We start from the raw sequence: 18,248 nt of genomic DNA, 5'->3' as shown, positions 1-18,248 counted from the left end.
TCCGGCGCGCCTTCTTTGCCTACTTTCTTGGCAAGACAAGAAAGTAGGTCGCCGCCCCGCAGGGGTGGTGAAACTGCTGTTGAAGTTGCGGTTAATCCCTTGACGTTGAAGCTAATTTTGCAGTTGACATCAACCCCAACCCACCCCCTCAAGCCGCCAAAATCGCACTCTCCCGATAATGCCGCTGTGCCTCCTCAGGCCGCTCGGTCTCCTCAAACATCTTAGCCAACGCCAGATGCGCCCGAACCCGCAGCCTGCGCTGCAGGTCAGCATCCGCATATTTCAACGCCCGCTCAAAGCTGGACTGCGCCTTGCCCCATAGCTTCTCGCCCAGGCACAGCACGCCTAGCGTGAAGTAGAGATCCGCGTCCACAGGATGCTGCGTCAGCCATTTCTCCGCCTGCTGAATCTGCGGCAGCGCACGTCCCGGCTCCGCGCATTCGGCATAGCGCAAGACCAGCCGGCTATCCCAGTTGACCTTGAGCGCGTCCTCCACGATCTTGCGCGCTTCATCCTGACGGCCCAGCGCCGCGAAATAGCGCGCTGCGGGCTCGGCGATGCGGGCCGCGCGGCGTTCGTCGGTGGACAACGAACGCCAGAAATCCTGCAGGCCCTGCACGTCGTGGCGGCGCTCCTCCAGCAGGGCCTCGCAGGCCAGTTGCTTGAGGCGCAGCGCCAGCACAGGATGCAGGGCATTGCGCTTTTCCAGCGAGCGCGCCAGGCGCAGGACTTCGGTCCAGTTCTTCAGGTGCTGGTGGGCACGCAGCGCGATGCGCTGCACGTGGATCTGACGCGCGCCCTGGGCCTGCAGCTGCGCGATGGTTTCCAGCGCGCCTTCCGCATCGCGCGCGTCGACCAGCAACTCGGCCATCGACACCAGCCGGGCCTGCTCGCGCTCAGGATCGGTCACCTGCGCCATCCAGGCGTCGCGCCGCTCGGTTTCCTGCATGCGGTGCGCCGCGCGGGCGCCGATCAGCGCTGCCGTCTGGGCCTGCTCAGGCCAGGCCTGGGCCTCGCGCGCGGTACGCTCGGCACGGGCAAAGCGGCCGGCGAACAGGTTCTCGATGGACTCGCGCAAGGCCGCCTGCGCGCGGTTCATGCGGCTGCGCTCGCGGTAGGCCGCGGCACGCGCCGGCATCTCGGACAGATGGCGCGCAGTGCTGAGGATGGTCCAGACCACGAAGAACGCCAGCAACAGCAGGGCCAGCGCCAGGTTCAGCGACAGCTCAACCCGGTAAGGCGGGTAGAACAGAACCAGGTTGCTCTGGTTGAACTGCGTGAACAGCGCGAGCCCGACCGCGCCGCCAAACAGGATAGCTACCCAGAAAAGAAGCCGCATGCGCTACTCCTTCTTGAGCGCTTGCAGCGCGCCGAGGCTTTCCGCCATGGTGGGCAACTGCACCGTCACGGCGCCGGCCTGGGCCTGCTTGAGCAGGGTCAGAACGGCCTGCACGCGGCGCGACTTGGTGTCGCAATAGCGTCCGATCATGGCTTGCGCGGCCGCCAGGTCATTGCGGAACACCGGCTCGTTGCGCGACAGCAGCGCCAGGCGCGCATTGAGCAGCCGCAGCTTGACGTTCTCGCGCAGGAACCAGCCCTGGTCGCCGGTCAGCAGCAGTGCCTGGGCATCATCCACGCGGCGGATGCGGATAACCTGCATCAGCTCGTCGCGCACACTGCCCCACAGGCGGCCAAACCAGTTGCCGATCGCGTTGCCGGCCGGCGCGGCCTCGTCCTTGGCGGCATTCTTGCCAGCCTTGGCGCCGGCGGGCTTGGCGGGCTTGTCGACAGCCTCCGCCTTCCCGTCCGTCTTGCGCGCATCCGCTTCACTGCGCTCGAGCATGCGCTCGCTCGACAGCAACGGCAGCGTATCGATCTGGTTGATGGCTTCATCGAGCTTGATGGCGGCACCGGTCAGGTCCGTATCCGGCACGGCCTTCATGCGCGCCACGTCGCGGGCGATGGCACGGCGCAGCAGGTTGTACTGCGGCTTGTCGGTCCGTGCAAGGCGCGTGTCGGCGCTTTGCAGCGCGGCCAGTGCTACCTGCACATTGCCCGTCAGCTGGAGTTGCTGGCCGGCGTTGGTGAGCAGTTGCTGGATCTCGGCAATCTCCCAGTCGTCGCGGTTGCGCATCAGGTCCTGGTAGACCTGCTCCAGCGCGGATTGCTTGTCGCGGGCCTCGCCCACCTGGCCGTCCAGCGCGCCAACCTTGGCCTGCAGTTCCTTGACGGTGTCCTGCGCGTTGCGCGAGAGCACCCGGGTTTCCTGCACTAGCGCATCGTTGCTCTGCTGGCGCCGCGCCAGTTCCTGGGTCAGGTGGTCCACGCGCTGCTGCAGCCACCAGAAACCGCCGCCGATGGCCAGGATCAGCAGGAACAGCAGCAACCACCATGGATTGACGCGGGGTGCGCCGCGCGCGGGCAGCGAGGCGCCAGCCGCGGGAGGCGGGCTGGAAGCGGGAGGAGCGGTATTGTCTTGCGTCACGCGATCGACCTTCGTTGACGTTGCGGGCGGTGGGTTGACTGGTGGTGGTGCCGGGAGTGGCGGCACCGTGGCGAGCGGGACGGGCGCGGCGGCAGCCGGCGGCGCCGCGACAGGCATCGGCGCCGGCGGGCCGGCATGCGCCTGCGCCCACTGGCGGCAAGCCGCCAGCAGGCCTTCGTCTCCGGGTGCGGCGCGCAGCAAGTGCGAGAACCCGAGGGCCAAGGCCTGTTCGGCGATTCTCGCATGGGGCGCGATGCACTGCACCTGGCGCAGGCAGGCGAGCTCTTGCGGGCTCAGGGCCTGGCGCGCCATCTCATCGAGATTGCGCACGGCTTCGGAACTGGTCAGCAGCCAGGCCTGCGGTGCCGCGCCCGGCTTGAGCGCGTCGCGCACGGCTTGCCATTGCATGCTGCCGGGCGTGGGGACCGAGCGCTGGTAGGCCTCGACCGCCTGCACCTCGGCGCCGGCGGCGCGCAGGCGCTCGGCCAGCCAGTCGCGTCCGCCATTGCCACGGATGATCAAGACCTTACGTTCGGCAAGAGCCCCGGCACCAAGCTGGGCTTCAAGCTGTTGCCACAGGGCCTCGGAATCGAAGCGCGCCGCGGCGCCGTCGCCACCGTTGGCGGCGTCGCCGTTGTCTGCCTCATGGCCGGTCGTGCAACCCGCCGGGGCGATCACGCGGTAGTTGGGCGCGGCAATCCCGCGCTCGGCCAGCGCAGCCACGCTGGCGGGGCCAACCACGGCTACCGCTACGGATGCCGGCCACTGCGGCGCGGGCTTGTCCTGCACCTGGGCCAGCGCATCGAGTGCGAAGGCCACGGCATTGGGACTGACGAAGACCACCAGCGTGAAGTCCGCCAGTTGCGCCAGCGCCGCGCGCAAGCGGGCATCGTCGGCCACGGGGCCGATCGCCAGCAGGGGAAAGCCAAGCACGTCCAGGCCGGCGGCCGACAAGGCCTCGGTAAGTTGCCGGGACTGCCCGGCGGGTCGTGTTACAACGACGGTCGGGCGGGGCATGGGCCGGTCTCAGGCAGGGGCTTGAGGGGACGCCGGATCCACCAGCGCCGCGAGAATATCAGCCGCGCCCTGCCCCAACAGGTCCTGGGCAACGGCCTTGCCAAGCGCTTCGGCCTGGCTGGACGCATCGGCGCCTTCCACCACGGCCGCGGACTGGGCCCGCACGCTGCGGCTGCCGTCGGGCAGCGCCACGAAGGCGTCGATGTGCAGTTGCGTGCCCTCCCAGCGCGCATGCGCGGCAAGCGGCACCTGGCACGAACCGCCCAGCATGCGCGACACGGCACGCTCGGCGGTCACGGCCAGCGCGCTGGGCGCATGGTTCAGCGGCGCCAGCCACGCGGCCAGCTCGGGGCGGCCGGACGGGATCTCGATACCCAGCGCGCCCTGCCCGGCTGCCGGCAGCGAGCTGACGGGATCCAGCACGGCACGGATACGGTCGGCCAGGCCAAGTCGCTTGAGGCCGGCGGCGGCCAGGATGATGGCGCCGTAGTCGCCGCGGTCGAGCTTGGCCAGGCGGGTATCCAGGTTGCCGCGCAGCGGCTGGATCACCAGGTGGGGGTAGCGGGTGCGCAACGCGGCCTCGCGGCGCAGGCTGGAGGTGCCTACCACGGTGCCCGCGGGCATGTCGTCCAGCGAGGCGAAGCGGCTTGAGACCAGCGCATCGCGCGGGTCCTCGCGCTCCATGATGGCGATCAGGGCAAACCCTTCAGGCAACTCCATCGGCACATCCTTGAGGGAGTGCACGGCGAGGTCGGCGCGGCCTTCGGCCATCGCGATCTCGAGTTCCTTGACGAACAGGCCCTTGCCGCCAACCTTGGACAAAGTACGGTCTAGAATCTGATCTCCGCGCGTCGTCATTCCGAGAATGGACACATCGCACGCGGGATAGTATTGTTGCAACGCAGCACGCACATGCTCGGCCTGCCACATAGCCAGACGGCTTTCACGGGAGGCGATGACTAGCTTGCGCGGCGCAGCGCTGGACGACGACGGGGAGACGGATGCTTGCATCCGCGAATGTTAGCACGCACCCCAAGCCGCTCCGGGCCAACAGACAACACACAATAGATAAGAAACGACAGGAGATTGCATGACGCAGCAAGCTGCGCGCCCCGCAGGCCGGCGCAAGCCAACCGCCAGCCGGGCAGACGCCCCCGACACCGCATTGGCTTCCGCCTCGATTCCCGCGACCGCCCCATCTGCCCCATCCGCCAAGGCCACCCGCGCCAGGCGCACCAGCGCCGCGAAGCCTGAAGCCGCGCCCGCCGCGACCCCGGCCCGCCGCGCCAGCGACAAGGATGTGCCTCTGCGCGAGGACATCCGCTTCCTGGGCCGCTTGCTGGGAGATTGCGTGCGCGAGCAGGAAGGCGAATCGGCCTTCGAGCTGGTCGAGACCATCCGCCAGACCGCCGTGCGCTTTCGCCGCGAGAACGACCGCGCCGCCGGCGCGGAGCTGGATCGTCTGCTCAAGCGCCTGTCGCGCGACCAGACCAACTCGGTGGTGCGCGCCTTCAGCTATTTCTCGCACCTGGCCAATATCGCCGAGGACCAGCACCACAACCGCCGCCGGCGCGTGCACGCGCTGGCCGGATCGCCGCCGCAGCCGGGCAGCCTGGCGCATGCGCTGCAGGCCATCGACGCGGCCGGCGTAACCGGCAAGACACTGCGCAAGTTCTTCGACGAAGCGCTGATCGTGCCGGTACTGACCGCGCACCCGACCGAAGTCCAGCGCAAGAGCATTCTCGACGCCGAGCGCGAGATCGCCCGCCTGCTGGCCGAGCGCGACCTGCCCATGACCGCGCGTGAGCGCGAGCACAACACCGCACTGTTGCGCGCGCGCGTCACCACGCTGTGGCAGACCCGCATGCTGCGCAATACGCGGCTGATGGTGGTGGACGAAATCGAGAATGCGCTGTCCTACTACCGCACCTGCTTCCTGCGCGGCATCCCGCAACTGATGAGCGAGCTGGAAGAGGACATCGCCGCGGTGTTTCCCGCCGCGCGCAAGAGCAAGGCTGCGCCTGCCGCCTCTACCCAGCTCGCGCCCTTCTTCCAGATGGGCTCCTGGATCGGCGGCGACCGCGACGGCAACCCCAACGTCACCGCCGACACGCTGCAACACGCCGCGAGCCAGCAATCGTCGCTGATCCTGGAGTGGTACCTGGACGAAGTCCACGCGCTGGGCGCCGAACTGTCGATGTCGAGCCTGATGGTGGAGGCCAGCCCGGAACTGCTGGCGCTGGCGGATGCCTCGCCCGACCACTCCGAGCATCGCGCCGACGAGCCGTACCGCCGCGCACTGATCGGCATCTATGCGCGCCTGGCGGCAACCTGCCAGGCCGTCACCGGCCAGGCCGCGCCGCGCCACCCGGTGGCCGACTCCGCGCCCTATGCCGACGCGCAATCCTTTGCCGCCGACGTGCAGGTCGTGATCGACTCGCTGCGCGCCCATCACGGCGAGGCGCTGGCGCGCACCCGCATCGACGCGCTGGCCAAGGCCATCGCCGTATTCGGGTTCCACCTGGCCTCGATCGACATGCGCCAGGTGTCCGACGTGCACGAGGCGGTGATCGCGGAACTGTTCGCCGCAGCCGGGGTTGAGGCCGACTATGCCGGCCTGACGGAAGCCCGCAAGCTGGAACTGCTGCTGGCCGAACTGCGCCAGCCGCGCCTGCTGACGCTGCCCTGGCATGCCTATTCCGAGCAGACCCGCAGCGAGCTGGCCATTCTGAACATGGCGCGCGAGTTGCGCGCCCGCTACGGCGCGCGCGTGGCCCGCAACTACATCATCTCGCACACCGAGACGCTGTCCGACCTGGTCGAAGTGCTGCTGCTGCAGAAGGAAACCGGCATGCTGCACGGCACGCTGGGCAACAAGACCAACCCAGCGCGCCCGGAGCTGATGGTGATCCCGTTGTTCGAGACCATCGAGGACTTGCGCAACGCCGCCGGCATCATGCAATCGCTGCTGGAGCTGCCGGGCTTTGCCTCGGTGATCGCCCACCATGGCGGCGAGCAGGAAGTGATGCTGGGCTACTCCGACTCCAACAAGGACGGCGGCTTCCTCACCTCCAACTGGGAGCTATACAAGGCCGAGCTGGCACTGGTGCAGGTGTTCGAGGCGCGCCGCGTGAAGCTGCGGCTATTCCACGGCCGCGGCGGCACCGTTGGCCGCGGCGGCGGCCCGACCTATCAGGCCATCCTGTCGCAGCCGCCGGGCACGGTCAACGGCCAGATCCGCCTGACCGAGCAGGGCGAAATCATCAACAGCAAGTTCGCCAACGCCGAGATCGGCCGGCGCAACCTGGAAACGGTGATCGCCGCCACGCTGGAAGCCTCGCTGCTGCCGACGCAGAACGCGCCGAAGGACCTGGCGACGTTCGAGGCCGTGATGCAGCAGCTCTCGGATCGCGCGTTCACGTCGTATCGTCACCTGGTGTACGACACGCCCGGCTTCAAGGACTACTTCTTCGCCACCACGCCGATCACCGAGATCGCCGACCTCAACCTGGGTTCGCGCCCGGCCTCGCGCAAGCTGATGGACAAGAAGCAGCGCCGCATCGAAGACCTGCGCGCGATTCCCTGGGGCTTTTCCTGGGGCCAGTGCCGGCTGCTGCTACCGGGCTGGTACGGCTTTGGCAGCGCGGTCAAGGCACTGCTGGACGAGGCGCCGGACGAGCGTGCGCACAAGGCGGCCGTAGCCACGCTGCGCCGCATGGTCAAGACCTGGCCGTTCTTCACCACGCTGCTGTCCAATATGGACATGGTGCTGGCCAAGACCGACCTGGCCGTGGCCTCGCGCTATGCGCAGCTGTGCGAAGACGCCGCGCTGCGCAAGACGGTGTTCGCGCGCATCAGCGCCGAGTGGCACCTGACCTGCGACATGCTGGCCCTGATCACCGGCCGTCATGAGCGCCTGGCCGACAACCCGCTGCTGGCGCGTTCCATCAAGAACCGCTTCGCCTACCTGGACCCGCTCAACCACTTGCAGGTGGAATTGCTCAAGCGCTACCGCTCGGGCAAGGACGGTGACGACATCCGCGTGCGGCGCGGCATTCACCTGACCATCAACGGGGTGGCGGCGGGCCTGCGCAACAGCGGCTAAGGCGAGGCTGCGCACACTGCGCAAAAAAAGCCGCCATGGTGGCTGGCACCATGGCGGGGAACCCGTCCGGCCAGTTGGCCGGACGGCGCAGAGTGTGGCTCGTCTACCGTAGGTATTGGCTATTCGGGCAGAAACGGCAGACCGGGCGCGCGGCTCTCCATCCGATATTGGCGGCCAGGCTTTTAGCCGACGAACGCGCCCGGCACCGGGTCTTCGCCGAGCACCGAGAGCAGGATGGCCCAATGCATCGCTTCGTCACCCAGGATGCTGCCGGCGGCCTTGGTCAGCTCGCGATTGTGGAAGTTCGGCAATACGCCCAGGTAGGCCGCGGTGGCCCCCTTCTCCAGGCCGGCGGCAAAGCGCAGTACGTCGGCCTGGGTTTTCAGCTGATCGGTCGGGAAGCCGTATTCGCCCGGCTTTTTGGTGATCACGGGGCTGCCGCCCATCTTGGACACCGTGCCCGCCAGCACCTGTGCGTGTGCCTTGTGGTGCGTCTGGAACTTGACCGCTGTTTCCAGCACGGGTTTTTGCAGCAAACCGCTCTCCGCGCCAACCTGATAGGCCGCGATGGCCTGGTATTCCAGCCCGAGGGCAACATTGAGAATCGCGATATCGTCCTTGGTGCTGCCGGACTGAACCTGCGCCCATGCTGGCATCGACTCGCCCAGGCTCATCACCGCCAGCGATCCCAGCGCGAATAGGCCGGGGACTTTCAGCAAGCCGCGCCGGCGCGCATCCGGCGCAACAAGGATGCGGCTGTCCGTGTCCTCGCCGGCCTGGCGTTCGTGCTGCGCGGTGCTCGACTGCATGCGTTCCATGGTGTTCTCCTGTATAGGGGTGGACGGCGCCTTCATGGGGTCGCATGCGCTCGGATGCGGCTTGCATCGCGGCTGCAACGGCGGCGCCTGCCTCTTCTACGCGCGCAATTGGCCATCGGATGCAGCGATCCTTCGCATGCCGCGCGCGAGCCGTGCCTATAATCCGGGAACGTCACTTGCTGATATCCGCCCCCGGTGCCCTCCTCCCCCGCCGACTCCTCTTTTGCCCCCAGGCCGGCCGACGCCGACCTGCTTGCCGCGTTGCTGCAAGGCGCGGCCATGGGAGACCGGCACGCCTTGCGGCAGCTCTACGACCAGACCGCAACGAAACTGTTTGGCCTCGCGCTGCGTATAACCAACAGGCACGACTGGGCGGAGGATGTGGTGCAAGAGAGTTTCGTCAGCATCTGGCATCACGCCGGCGACTACCGGCCGCACCTGGCTGCCCCGATGACCTGGATGACAGCCATCGTGCGCAACCGGGCGCTGGATTGCCTGCGCCGCCAGGCAGCTGCCCGCACCAGCCAGACCGTGGAGCTGGACGACAGCCTTGGCGAGTGGCTGGCCGACGAAGCGGCCGGCCCGGCGGAACTTGCGCTCGCCAGCCAGCAAGCGCGGGCGTTGAACCAGTGCCTGCAGCGGCTGGAACAGCCACAGCGGCAGGCTATCTCGCTGGCCTACCTGAAGGACATGAGCCATAGCGAGCTGTCCGAACAATTGCAGGTGCCGCTTGGCACCATCAAGTCATGGATACGGCGCGGCCTGGAGCGCCTGCGCACGTGCCTGGAAAGCCTGTCATGAACCTCAGCCGCCATCCCGACCTGATCGACCGCCTTGCCGCGCAGTACGCGCTGGGCGTGTTGCGCGGGGGCGCGCGCCGCCGGCTGGAGACGCTCGCCCGCGAGGAACCCGCGATCCGCGCTGCCATCAGCCACTGGCAGTCCAGGCTGTCAGGCCTTGCCGAACTCCAGCCTGCCTCGGCGCCGGTGGAGAAGGTGTGGTGCGGGATCGAACAACGGCTGGGCTGGCAAGCCATGAAGGCGTCCGACGCGGCCACCCCGGCCGGTGCGGCACCCGCAGCCTGGTGGCAACGGCTGTGGGCCGCCCCCGGCTTCTGGCGCGGTGCCACCATGGCGACCGCCGCGCTGGCAGCCGTGGCAATCGGCCTCAACGTGCGGATGTCCCGCCAACTGGACACTGCACCGCTGGTCAATGCGGTGGCCGTGCTCAACGACGATCGCGCCCAGGCCGCCGTGCTTGTGACTTGGGATGCACGTTCGCAAGCGCTTACCTTGCGCCGCCTGGATCACCTGCCACTGAACGATGCGCAGGCCCTGCAGCTTTGGGCCCTCCCCGCCGGCGGCAAGCCGCAGTCGCTCGGCGTGATCGGGCACCAGCGCCAGTTGCGCCTGGCGGTCGCCCAGGCGCTGGGCAAAGTGCCGGCGCTGGCGATCAGCGTGGAGCCGCGCGGCGGCTCGCCCGACCCCAACGGCCCCACCGGGCCGGTGGTGTTCAAGGGCCAGGTCATCGACAACACCTTATAGGGCGGTCCGGGAGGCCCTCCCGGACCCGCTACCGTCTGCGTGGGGCCCGGCAGCGATATAATCGTGGTTTCCCCGAATTCTCTCGTTCGCCCCGCGGCCCGCCGCCGGCTTGCGAGCTAACCCAGCCTTACCGCCCATGACCTCCCAACTTGCCAAGAAAGGCGAAGCCTGGTCCGCCCGCTTCTCCGAACCGATGTCCGACCTGGTGAAGCGCTACACCGCTTCGGTGTTCTTCGACAAGCGCCTGGCTCTGTTCGACATCCAGGGTTCGCTGGCGCACGCCGCCATGCTGGCCAAGCAGGGAATCATCGCCGAGGCCGACCGCGCCGAGATCGAGCGCGGCATGACGCAGATCCGTGGCGAGATCGAGGCCGGCGGCTTCGAGTGGAAGCTCGACCTGGAAGACGTCCACCTGAATATCGAAGCGCGCCTGACCGCGCTGGTCGGCGACGCCGGCAAGCGCCTGCACACCGGCCGCTCGCGTAACGACCAGGTCGCTACCGATATCCGCCTGTGGCTGCGCAGCGAGATTGACACCATCATCGGCCTGCTGGGCGCGCTGCGTGGCGCGCTGCTGGACCTGGCCGAGAAGAACGCCGACACCATCCTGCCGGGCTTCACCCACCTGCAGGTGGCCCAGCCGGTCACCTTCGGCCACCACCTGCTGGCCTACGTGGAAATGTTCACGCGCGACGCCGAGCGCATGGCCGACTGCCGCCGCCGCGTGAACCGCCTGCCGCTGGGCGCCGCCGCGCTGGCCGGCACCAGCTACCCGATCGACCGTGAGTTCGTGGCGCAGCAGCTGGGCTTCGACGGCGTGTGCCGCAACTCACTGGACGCCGTCTCCGACCGCGACTTCGCCATCGAATTCTGCGCCGCCGCCGCGCTGGTGATGACCCACATCTCGCGCTTCTCCGAAGAACTGGTGATCTGGATGAGCCCGCGCGTGGGCTTTATCGATATCGCCGACCGCTTCTGCACCGGTAGCTCGATCATGCCGCAGAAGAAGAACCCGGACGTGCCCGAACTGGCGCGTGGCAAGACCGGCCGCGTCAACGGCCACCTGATCGGCCTCTTGACCCTGATGAAGGGCCAGCCCCTGGCGTACAACAAGGACAACCAGGAAGACAAAGAGCCGCTGTTCGACACGGTGGACACCGTGGCCGATACGCTGCGCATCTTCGCCGACATGGTGCCGGGCATCTCGGTCAAGCCGGACGCCATGCGCGCCGCCGCGCTGCAAGGCTATGCCACAGCCACCGACCTGGCCGACTACCTGGTCAAGCACGGCCTGCCCTTCCGCGATGCCCACGAAGCCGTGGCCCACGCGGTGCGCGCATGCGACAACCGCCGCTGCGACCTGGCCGACCTGACCGTGGCCGAGCTGCGCGAAGTCACCGGCCTGGGCGACAAGGCCGCGCTGATCGGCGATGACGTGCACGCGGTGCTGACGCTGGAAGGCTCGGTCGCGGCGCGTAACCACATCGGCGGCACCGCGCCGGCACAGGTACGCGCGGCCATTGCCGCGGCGCGCGCCACGCTTTAAACGCAGGCTGCGGATTCAATGCAGCGCAGCGTGCCGATGTAAGTTTCACGTAAGTTTTGTTTTGAAAGAAAGCCGCCAGGGCAGACCCCTGGCGGCTTTTTTTATTGTTTCCCGGCTCTTTTGATTTTTGCGCGAAGCGGTAGGTATTAGCCCCAAGCGCCGAAGCATTTTGTTACAGATAAACTAATCGCCGCAAAAACAGGGGAGACAACCCATGTATTACTTGCTTGGTCTGTCACGACAGATCGACAGGTTGAATCAGCACACGGGCAGGCTTGCAAACATCATGATCCTGCTGTCGTGCCTGATCAGCGCAGGCAACGCCCTGCTGCGTTACGGCTTCAACCTCAGCGACAACTGGCCGCTCGAGCTGCAATGGTATATGTTCGCCATCGCGGTGATGTTCGGCGCCTCCTACACCTTCCAGCGCAACGAACACGTGCGCGTGGACCTGATCTACGGCAACGTATCGGAGCGCGCGCAACACTGGATCGACATCTTCGGTATTGTCTTTTTCCTGCTGCCATCCTGCGTGCTGTTTGCCTGGCTGTCGTGGGAATCGCTGTTCCTGCCCTCGTGGCACATCCTCGAGCAATCCGGTAATTCCGGCGGCCTGCCGCGTTACCCGATCAAGCTGGTGGTGCCCCTCGGCTTCGCCCTGCTTGCCTTGCAGGGCGTGTCCGAGCTGATCAAGCGCGTCGCCGCCCTCAAGGGCCTCGTGCGCATCGAATCGAAATACGAGAGGCCGGTGCAATGATTCCATTGGAATATATGCCGCCGCTGATGTTCGGCGGCCTGGTGGTATTCATGCTGATCGGCTTCCCGGTCGCATTTTCGCTGTCGGCGGTGGGCCTTGCCTTCGGCATCCTGGCCATTCAGTTTGGCTACTTCCCGGTCAGTTTCCTGCAGGCGGTGCCCAGCCGCGTGTTCGGCAGCGTGCTGGCCAACGAGTTGCTGCTCGCCATCCCGTTCTTCACCTTCATGGGGGCGATACTGGAGAAGTGCGGGCTGGCCGAGGACATGCTGGACTCCATGGGCCAATTGTTCGGCCCGGTGCGCGGCGGCCTGGGCTACTCGGTCATCATCGTGGGCTTCATCCTCGGCGCCATCACGGGCACCGTGGCGGCGCAGGTGATCGCCATGGCGATGATCTCGCTGCCGGTCATGATGCGCTACCGCTACAACATGAAGTACGCCACCGGCGTGCTGGCGGCGTCGGGCACCATCACGCAGCTGGTACCGCCGTCGCTGGTGCTGGTAGTGCTGGCCGACCAGCTCAAGACGCCGATGGGCAGCGCCGACGTGGGCAGCATGTACCTGGGCGCCTGGGGCCCGTCGGTGATCCAGATCGCGCTGTTCGCGCTTTATACCTTCGTGCTGGCCCGCATCAAGCCCGACTGGCTGCCGCCGGTGCCGGTGGAAGAACGCACGCTGCGCGGCTGGGCGCTGTGGCGCAAATGCCTGCGCGGCATCATTCCGTGCGCGGTGCTGATCTTCCTGGTGCTGGGCACGATCATGCTGGGCATCGCCACGCCGACCGAATCCGGCGCCATGGGCGCAGTCGGCGCGCTGGTGCTGGCGGTGCTGCGCGACCCCGGCTTCGGCAAGCTCGACCGCAATGTCTATCGTATCGGCCTTGCCGCCACGGGCGTGGCCATTATCGCCGGCACCGTCGCGTTCGGCTCGCATGCCTTCCGCATTCCGCTGGCGGTGGTCTACCTCGTGATCGCATGGCTGCTGCTGCGCGCCGGCCAACTGACCGCGCTGCGCGGGCTGATCATCGAGGCTTACCAGTCCACGGCGCGCATCACCGCCATGGTGGTATTCATCCTGATCGGCTCCACCTGCTTCTCGGTGGTGTTCCAGGGCGTGGATGGCGGCGCCTGGGTGGAGCACATGTTCACCTCGCTGCCGGGCGGCTGGATCGGCTTCCTGCTGGTGGTCAACCTGTTCATCTTCTTCCTCGCCTTCTTCCTGGACTTCTTCGAGATCGCGTTCATCGTGGTGCCGATGCTGGCGCCGGTTGCGGTCAAGGTGCTGGCGCCGGTCGTCGCCGATTCGATGGGCGGCAACCCGGAAGCGGCAGCCACCGCGGCGCTGGTGTGGTTCGGCGTGATGCTGTGCGTGAACATGCAGACCTCCTTCATGCACCCGCCCTTCGGCTTCGCGCTGTTCTACCTGCGCGGCATTGCGCCCAAGGAAGTGAAGAGTTCCGACATCTACTGGGGCGCGCTGCCCTGGGTCGGCCTGCAGCTGATCATGGTCGTGCTGGTGATGTTCTGGCCGGGCCTGGTGACGATGTTCCTGGACAAGGGGTCGTTGCACCATAGCAATGCGGCGGAGGTCACGATTCCGCTGGGGGGCGAGAGCCCGGGCGGTGCGGCCTCGGTGCCGGCGCCTGCGCCGGGCGGCCGTAGCGAGCCTGGCACGCTGGAGTTGCCGGCGGCGCCTGCCGACAGCGAGCCCGCTACGCCGCAGTTCGAGTTCGACAAGAAGAAGTAGCGAGAGAATGCGCCGGCGGATTCGGTCGCCAGCATGGAAAAAGGCCTCGGGTTCCGTTCAAACCCGAGGCCTTTTTGTTTTCCGGGGTTGCCCCCGCATCTTGTCTGCTTGGTTCAGGTCACGGCAGCAGCAGGATAGCGCCCGTGGTCGCGCGCGCCTCTGCCACCCGATGCGCCTCGGCCACCTGCTCAAGCGGGAAGCGCGCGCCAATGGCGGCCCGGATCGCGCCCTGCCCGATCGCCTGGAACACATCCGCCGCGTTGGCACGGAACGTCTGCGGATCGGCGTTGTGCGGGAACACCGATGGCCGCGTCAGGAACAGGCAGCCCTTCTTGCTGAGCAGTTCCGGCTCAAACGCCGGCACGGGCCCCGAGGCGGCGCCATAGAGCGCCACCAGCCCGAATGGTGCCGCGCAGTCCAGCGAGCCCATGAAGGTATGCTTGCCCACCGAGTCATAGACCACGCGTGCCTTGCGCCCGTCGGTGGCGGCAATCACCTGCTCCACCCAGTCCGCCTGCGAATAGTTGATGGCGACATCGCACCCTGCCGCGCGGGCCACTTCGCACTTCTCGGCCGAGCCGGCGGTGCCGATCACGGTGGCGCCGAGCGCCTTGGCCCAGCTGCTGAGGATCTGCCCTACGCCGCCCGCGGCGGCATGCACCAGCACGACGTCGCCGGCTTGCACGGGATGTGTCTTGCGCACGAGGTATTGCGCGGTCATGGCCTTGAAGAAGATCGCCGCGGCGGTGAGGTCGTCGATGCTGTCGGGCAGCTTGACCAGCTTGTCGGCGGGCACGTTGCGCCGGCTGGCATAGGCACCGATGCCAGCGTGCATGTAGACCACGCGGTCGCCTTCGCGCAGGGCGGTCACGCCCTCGCCCACCGCTTCGACCACGCCGGCGGCTTCATGGCCCAGCCCGGTCGGCGACGGCAGCGGGTACTTGCCCGAGCGCTGGTAGACGTCGATATAGTTGAAGCCGATGGCGGTCTGGCGCAACCGCACCTGGCCGGCCGCCGGCGCGGGCAACTCGGCATTCACCAGGTGCATCACTTCGGGGCCGCCGAACTCCGTCAATTCCACCACGCGTGCTGATGTCATTTCCACTCCGTCGAGGTTGCATAGATTTGTGAGCGCCACTCTATCGCAATCTCGCGCAACGCGTCGGCCGTGCGCAAGGCATGGGCAAGCGCAGAAAAAAGGCCTCGCACGCGCGAGGCCTTCTTGCTTGCCGCCAGCCTGCGTTACTTCACGCAGTCGACGAAATACGCCTTGCCACCACCCTCGACCTCTTCCTCGACCAGGCCGTGGATGTCGGTCTCGAAGCCGGGGAACAGCTTGTTGAACTCGCGCGCGAACTTCAGGTACTGCACGATGATGCGGTTGAAGCGCTCGCCCGGAATCAGCAGCGGAATGCCCGGGGGGTAAGGCGTGAGCAGGATGGCGGTAACGCGGCCTTCCAGTTCGTCGACGGCCACGCGCTCGATCTCGCGGTGGGCCATCATGGCCCACGCGTCCGACGGCTTCATTGCCGGTTCCATGTCCGACAGGTACATCTCGGTGGTCACGCGGGCCACGTCATTGGCCTTGTAGACGCTGTGGATCGCGTCGCACAGGTCGCGCAGGCCGAGCTTCTCGTACTGCGGATGCTTGCCGACGAATTCCGGCAGCACGCGCCACAGCGGCTGGTTCTGGTCGTAGTCGTCCTTGAACTGCTGCAACTCGGTCACCAGCGAGTTCCAGCGGCCCTTGGTGATGCCGATGGTGAACATGATGAAGAACGAGTACAGCCCGGTCTTCTCGATGATGATGCCGTGCTCGGCCAGGTACTTGGTGACGATGGCCGCAGGGATGCCGCGGTCGCTGAACTCGCCGTCCACGTCCAGGCCCGGGGTGATGATGGTGGCCTTGATCGGGTCGAGCAGGTTGAAGCCGTCGGCCAGGTCGCCGAAGCCGTGCCAGCGTTCGTTGGCCTTGAGCATCCACTCTTCACGGTCGCCGATGTCGTCCTCGACCAGCGCCTCGGGGCCCCACACCTTGAACCACCAGTCGCCGTTGTTGCCGGCATCGTAGTCGCCTTCGACCTTGCGCATGGCGCGGCGGAAGTCCATCGCTTCCTGGATGCTTTCTTCGACCAGCGCGGTGCCGCCCGGGGCTTCCATCATCGCCGCCGCCACGTCGCACGAGGCAATGATCGAGTACTGCGGGCTGGTGGACGTGTGCATCAGGTACGCCTCGTTGAACCGGTAGCGGTCCAGCTTGCGCGTATCCGAATCCTGCACGAGGATCTGCGAGGCCTGCGACAGGCCGGCCAGCAGCTTGTGCGTGGACTGCGTGGCGAACACCAGCGCGTCCTTGCTGCGCGGGCGGTCTTTGCCGATCGCGTGCATGTTGCGATAGAAGTCGTGGAATGCCGCGTGCGGCAGCCAGGCTTCGTCGAAATGCAGCGTGTCGATCTCCGTGGCCAGCATTTCCTTGATCTGTTCGGCGTTGTACAGCACGCCGTCGTAGGTGCCCTGGGTGATGGTCAGGATGCGCGGCTTCTGGTTCTTGGCCTGGCTGGCGAACGGGTGCGCGGCAATCTTGCGGCGAATGGTCTCGGGATCGAACTCGCTCTTCGGGATCGGGCCGATGATGCCGTAGTGATTGCGCGTGGGCATCAGGAACACGGGAATCGCGCCTGTCATCATGATCGCGTGCAGGATCGACTTGTGGCAGTTGCGGTCCACCACCACGATGTCGCCCGGCGCCACGTTGGCATGCCACACCATCTTGTTCGAGGTGGATGTGCCGTTGGTGACGAAATACATGTGGTCGGAGTTGAAGATGCGCGCGGCATTGCGCTCCGAGGCCGCCACCGGGCCGGTGTGGTCGAGCAGCTGGCCGAGCTCATCGACGGCATTGCAGACGTCGGCGCGCAGCATGTTCTCGCCGAAGAACTGGTGGAACACCTGGCCGACCGGGCTCTTGAGGAACGCCACGCCGCCGGAGTGCCCCGGGCAGTGCCACGAGTAGGAGCTGTCCTGCGCGTAGGCGATCAGCGCCTTGAAGAACGGCGGCGCCAGCGAATCCAGGTAGACCCGGGCTTCGCGGATGATGTGGCGCGCGACGAATTCCGGCGTGTCCTCGAACATGTGGATGAAGCCGTGCAACTCGCGCAGGATATCGTTGGGGATATGCCGCGAGGTGCGGGTCTCGCCGTACAGGAAGATGGGCAGGTCGGTGTTGCGGCGGCGCACTTCGTTGACGAAGGCGCGCAGTTTCTCGATGGCCGCGGCTTCGGGCCGGTCGTCCTCGCTGACGAACTCGTCGTCGTCGATCGACACGATGAACGAAGAAGCACGGCTGGACTGCTGGGCGAAGGAGGTCAGGTCGCCATAGCTGGTCAGGCCCATCACCTCCATGCCTTCTTGCTCGATGGCCTGCGCCAGCGCGCGGATGCCCGAGCCGGAAATGTTCTCGGAGCGGAAGTCTTCATCGATGATGATGACGGGGAAGCGGAATTTCATTTGGCATCCTTGGACGGCAAGAAGGACTTGAGCCACATGGCCCGGGGATTCGTCCCCCTGGGTCGGCATGTGGCTCGACGTTCAGGCTTGGCGCGCGGCCCCGGGGTTTCCCGTAACACCGCAACGCGCGCATTGTATGCGATCAGGTCTTCGGCAGTGTGACACCTTGCTGACCCTGGTACTTGCCACCGCGATCGCGGTAGGAAGTCTCGCAGATCTCGTCGCTCTCGAAGAACAGCACCTGGGCACAGCCTTCACCGGCGTAGATCTTGGCAGGCAGCGGCGTGGTGTTCGAGAACTCCAGCGTCACATAGCCTTCCCATTCCGGCTCGAACGGGGTCACGTTGACGATGATGCCGCAGCGCGCGTAGGTGCTCTTGCCCAGGCAGATGGTCAGCACGCTGCGCGGAATGCGGAAATACTCCATCGTGCGGGCCAGCGCGAAGGAGTTCGGCGGGATGATGCAGACATCGCCCTTGAAGTCGACAAAGGACTTTTCGTCGAAGTTCTTCGGATCGACGATGGTGCTGTTGATGTTGGTGAAGATCTTGAATTCGTCGGCGCAGCGGATGTCGTAGCCGTAGCTCGAGGTGCCGTACGAAACGATCTTGCGGCCGTCTTCTTCCCGTACCTGGCCGGGCTCGAAGGGCTCGATCATGCCGTGCTGTTCCGCCATGCGGCGGATCCACTTATCGGATTTGATGCTCATAGGGGTATCGGGATG

13 protein-coding genes are annotated in these 18,248 nt (G+C 66.6%); 6 read left to right on the top strand and 7 right to left on the bottom strand.

What is annotated here, in order from left to right:
• Positions 1-148: 148 nt before the first annotated feature.
• From AC07XB_RS32955 to hemC, 3 genes are read right to left on the bottom strand one after another with little or no spacing between them, the layout of a single operon-like run.
• Positions 149-1,339 (bottom strand): heme biosynthesis protein HemY, encoded by a 1,191-nt coding sequence (locus AC07XB_RS32955; protein ID WP_174422644.1) that lies wholly within the window; start codon positions 1,337-1,339, stop codon positions 149-151.
• 3 nt (positions 1,340-1,342) lie between these two features.
• On the bottom strand, positions 1,343-3,502 hold the full coding sequence (gene hemDX / locus AC07XB_RS32950; RefSeq protein WP_492831570.1) for a fused uroporphyrinogen-III synthase HemD/membrane protein HemX: 2,160 nt from the start codon (positions 3,500-3,502) through the stop codon (positions 1,343-1,345).
• Between the two features lie 9 nt (positions 3,503-3,511).
• Positions 3,512-4,513, bottom strand: coding sequence for a hydroxymethylbilane synthase (gene hemC / locus AC07XB_RS32945; RefSeq protein WP_492831569.1), 1,002 nt, complete (start codon positions 4,511-4,513; stop codon positions 3,512-3,514).
• Positions 4,514-4,592: 79 nt separating this feature from the next.
• On the opposite strand from hemC, the gene ppc reads away from it, so the two are divergent.
• Positions 4,593-7,607: a phosphoenolpyruvate carboxylase gene (gene ppc, locus AC07XB_RS32940; RefSeq protein WP_492810817.1), complete on the top strand. Its 3,015-nt coding sequence runs from the start codon at positions 4,593-4,595 to the stop codon at positions 7,605-7,607.
• A 182-nt stretch (positions 7,608-7,789) separates the two neighbouring features.
• Here the strand turns inward: ppc and AC07XB_RS32935 are convergent, their stop codons facing one another.
• A complete protein-coding gene (locus AC07XB_RS32935) occupies positions 7,790-8,425 on the bottom strand; it encodes a ferritin-like domain-containing protein (protein ID WP_492376711.1) in 636 nt (211 codons plus the stop codon).
• Positions 8,426-8,620: 195 nt separating this feature from the next.
• Here AC07XB_RS32935 and AC07XB_RS32930 point away from each other — a divergent pair, with 195 nt between their 5' ends.
• From AC07XB_RS32930 to AC07XB_RS32910, 5 genes are all read left to right on the top strand, one after another.
• Positions 8,621-9,226, top strand: a complete 606-nt coding sequence (locus AC07XB_RS32930; protein WP_416049442.1) for a sigma-70 family RNA polymerase sigma factor — start codon at positions 8,621-8,623, stop codon at positions 9,224-9,226.
• Positions 9,223-9,969, top strand: a complete 747-nt coding sequence (locus AC07XB_RS32925; protein WP_492831568.1) for an anti-sigma factor — start codon at positions 9,223-9,225, stop codon at positions 9,967-9,969. The genes AC07XB_RS32930 and AC07XB_RS32925 overlap by 4 nt, the downstream gene beginning before the upstream one ends.
• A gap of 136 nt (positions 9,970-10,105) precedes the next feature.
• Positions 10,106-11,515, top strand: coding sequence for an argininosuccinate lyase (gene argH / locus AC07XB_RS32920; protein WP_492374992.1), 1,410 nt, complete (start codon positions 10,106-10,108; stop codon positions 11,513-11,515).
• A gap of 214 nt (positions 11,516-11,729) precedes the next feature.
• Positions 11,730-12,272: a TRAP transporter small permease subunit gene (locus tag AC07XB_RS32915; protein WP_492831567.1), complete on the top strand. Its 543-nt coding sequence runs from the start codon at positions 11,730-11,732 to the stop codon at positions 12,270-12,272.
• A complete protein-coding gene (locus AC07XB_RS32910) occupies positions 12,269-14,017 on the top strand; it encodes a TRAP transporter large permease (RefSeq protein WP_492831566.1) in 1,749 nt (582 codons plus the stop codon). Before AC07XB_RS32915 ends, AC07XB_RS32910 begins: the two co-directional genes overlap by 4 nt.
• Before the next feature lie 118 nt (positions 14,018-14,135).
• Here the strand turns inward: AC07XB_RS32910 and AC07XB_RS32905 are convergent, their stop codons facing one another.
• The 3 genes from AC07XB_RS32905 to dcd all read right to left on the bottom strand — a co-directional run bounded on the left by AC07XB_RS32905 (position 14,136) and on the right by dcd (position 18,233).
• Positions 14,136-15,116: a quinone oxidoreductase family protein gene (locus AC07XB_RS32905; protein WP_492831565.1), complete on the bottom strand. Its 981-nt coding sequence runs from the start codon at positions 15,114-15,116 to the stop codon at positions 14,136-14,138.
• A gap of 143 nt (positions 15,117-15,259) precedes the next feature.
• Complete coding sequence (locus AC07XB_RS32900) at positions 15,260-17,524, bottom strand: arginine/lysine/ornithine decarboxylase (protein ID WP_183036612.1); 2,265 nt, start codon at positions 17,522-17,524, stop codon at positions 15,260-15,262.
• Between the two features lie 142 nt (positions 17,525-17,666).
• A complete protein-coding gene (gene dcd, locus AC07XB_RS32895; RefSeq protein ID WP_017230746.1) occupies positions 17,667-18,233 on the bottom strand; it encodes a dCTP deaminase in 567 nt (188 codons plus the stop codon).
• Positions 18,234-18,248 lie beyond the last annotated feature (15 nt).

It is taken from the genome of Cupriavidus sp. GW821-FHT02F09, assembly GCF_059421605.1.
Note: the sequence above shows the minus strand (reverse complement) of the source record. Positions and strands in the feature narration are given on the sequence as shown.

Excerpts from the sequence above, each read along its gene's own strand:
- AC07XB_RS32955 (WP_174422644.1), bottom strand. The coding sequence starts at position 1,339 with ATGCGGCTTCTTTTCTGGGTAGCTATCCTGTTTGGCGGCGCGGTCGGG.
- hemDX (WP_492831570.1), bottom strand. The coding sequence starts at position 3,502 with ATGCCCCGCCCGACCGTCGTTGTAACACGACCCGCCGGGCAGTCCCGG.
- hemC (WP_492831569.1), bottom strand. The coding sequence starts at position 4,513 with ATGCAAGCATCCGTCTCCCCGTCGTCGTCCAGCGCTGCGCCGCGCAAG.
- ppc (WP_492810817.1), top strand. The coding sequence starts at position 4,593 with ATGACGCAGCAAGCTGCGCGCCCCGCAGGCCGGCGCAAGCCAACCGCC.
- AC07XB_RS32935 (WP_492376711.1), bottom strand. The coding sequence starts at position 8,425 with ATGGAACGCATGCAGTCGAGCACCGCGCAGCACGAACGCCAGGCCGGC.
- AC07XB_RS32925 (WP_492831568.1), top strand. The coding sequence starts at position 9,223 with ATGAACCTCAGCCGCCATCCCGACCTGATCGACCGCCTTGCCGCGCAG.
- argH (WP_492374992.1), top strand. The coding sequence starts at position 10,106 with ATGACCTCCCAACTTGCCAAGAAAGGCGAAGCCTGGTCCGCCCGCTTC.
- AC07XB_RS32915 (WP_492831567.1), top strand. The coding sequence starts at position 11,730 with ATGTATTACTTGCTTGGTCTGTCACGACAGATCGACAGGTTGAATCAG.
- AC07XB_RS32910 (WP_492831566.1), top strand. The coding sequence starts at position 12,269 with ATGATTCCATTGGAATATATGCCGCCGCTGATGTTCGGCGGCCTGGTG.
- AC07XB_RS32905 (WP_492831565.1), bottom strand. The coding sequence starts at position 15,116 with ATGACATCAGCACGCGTGGTGGAATTGACGGAGTTCGGCGGCCCCGAA.
- AC07XB_RS32900 (WP_183036612.1), bottom strand. The coding sequence starts at position 17,524 with ATGAAATTCCGCTTCCCCGTCATCATCATCGATGAAGACTTCCGCTCC.
- dcd (WP_017230746.1), bottom strand. The coding sequence starts at position 18,233 with ATGAGCATCAAATCCGATAAGTGGATCCGCCGCATGGCGGAACAGCAC.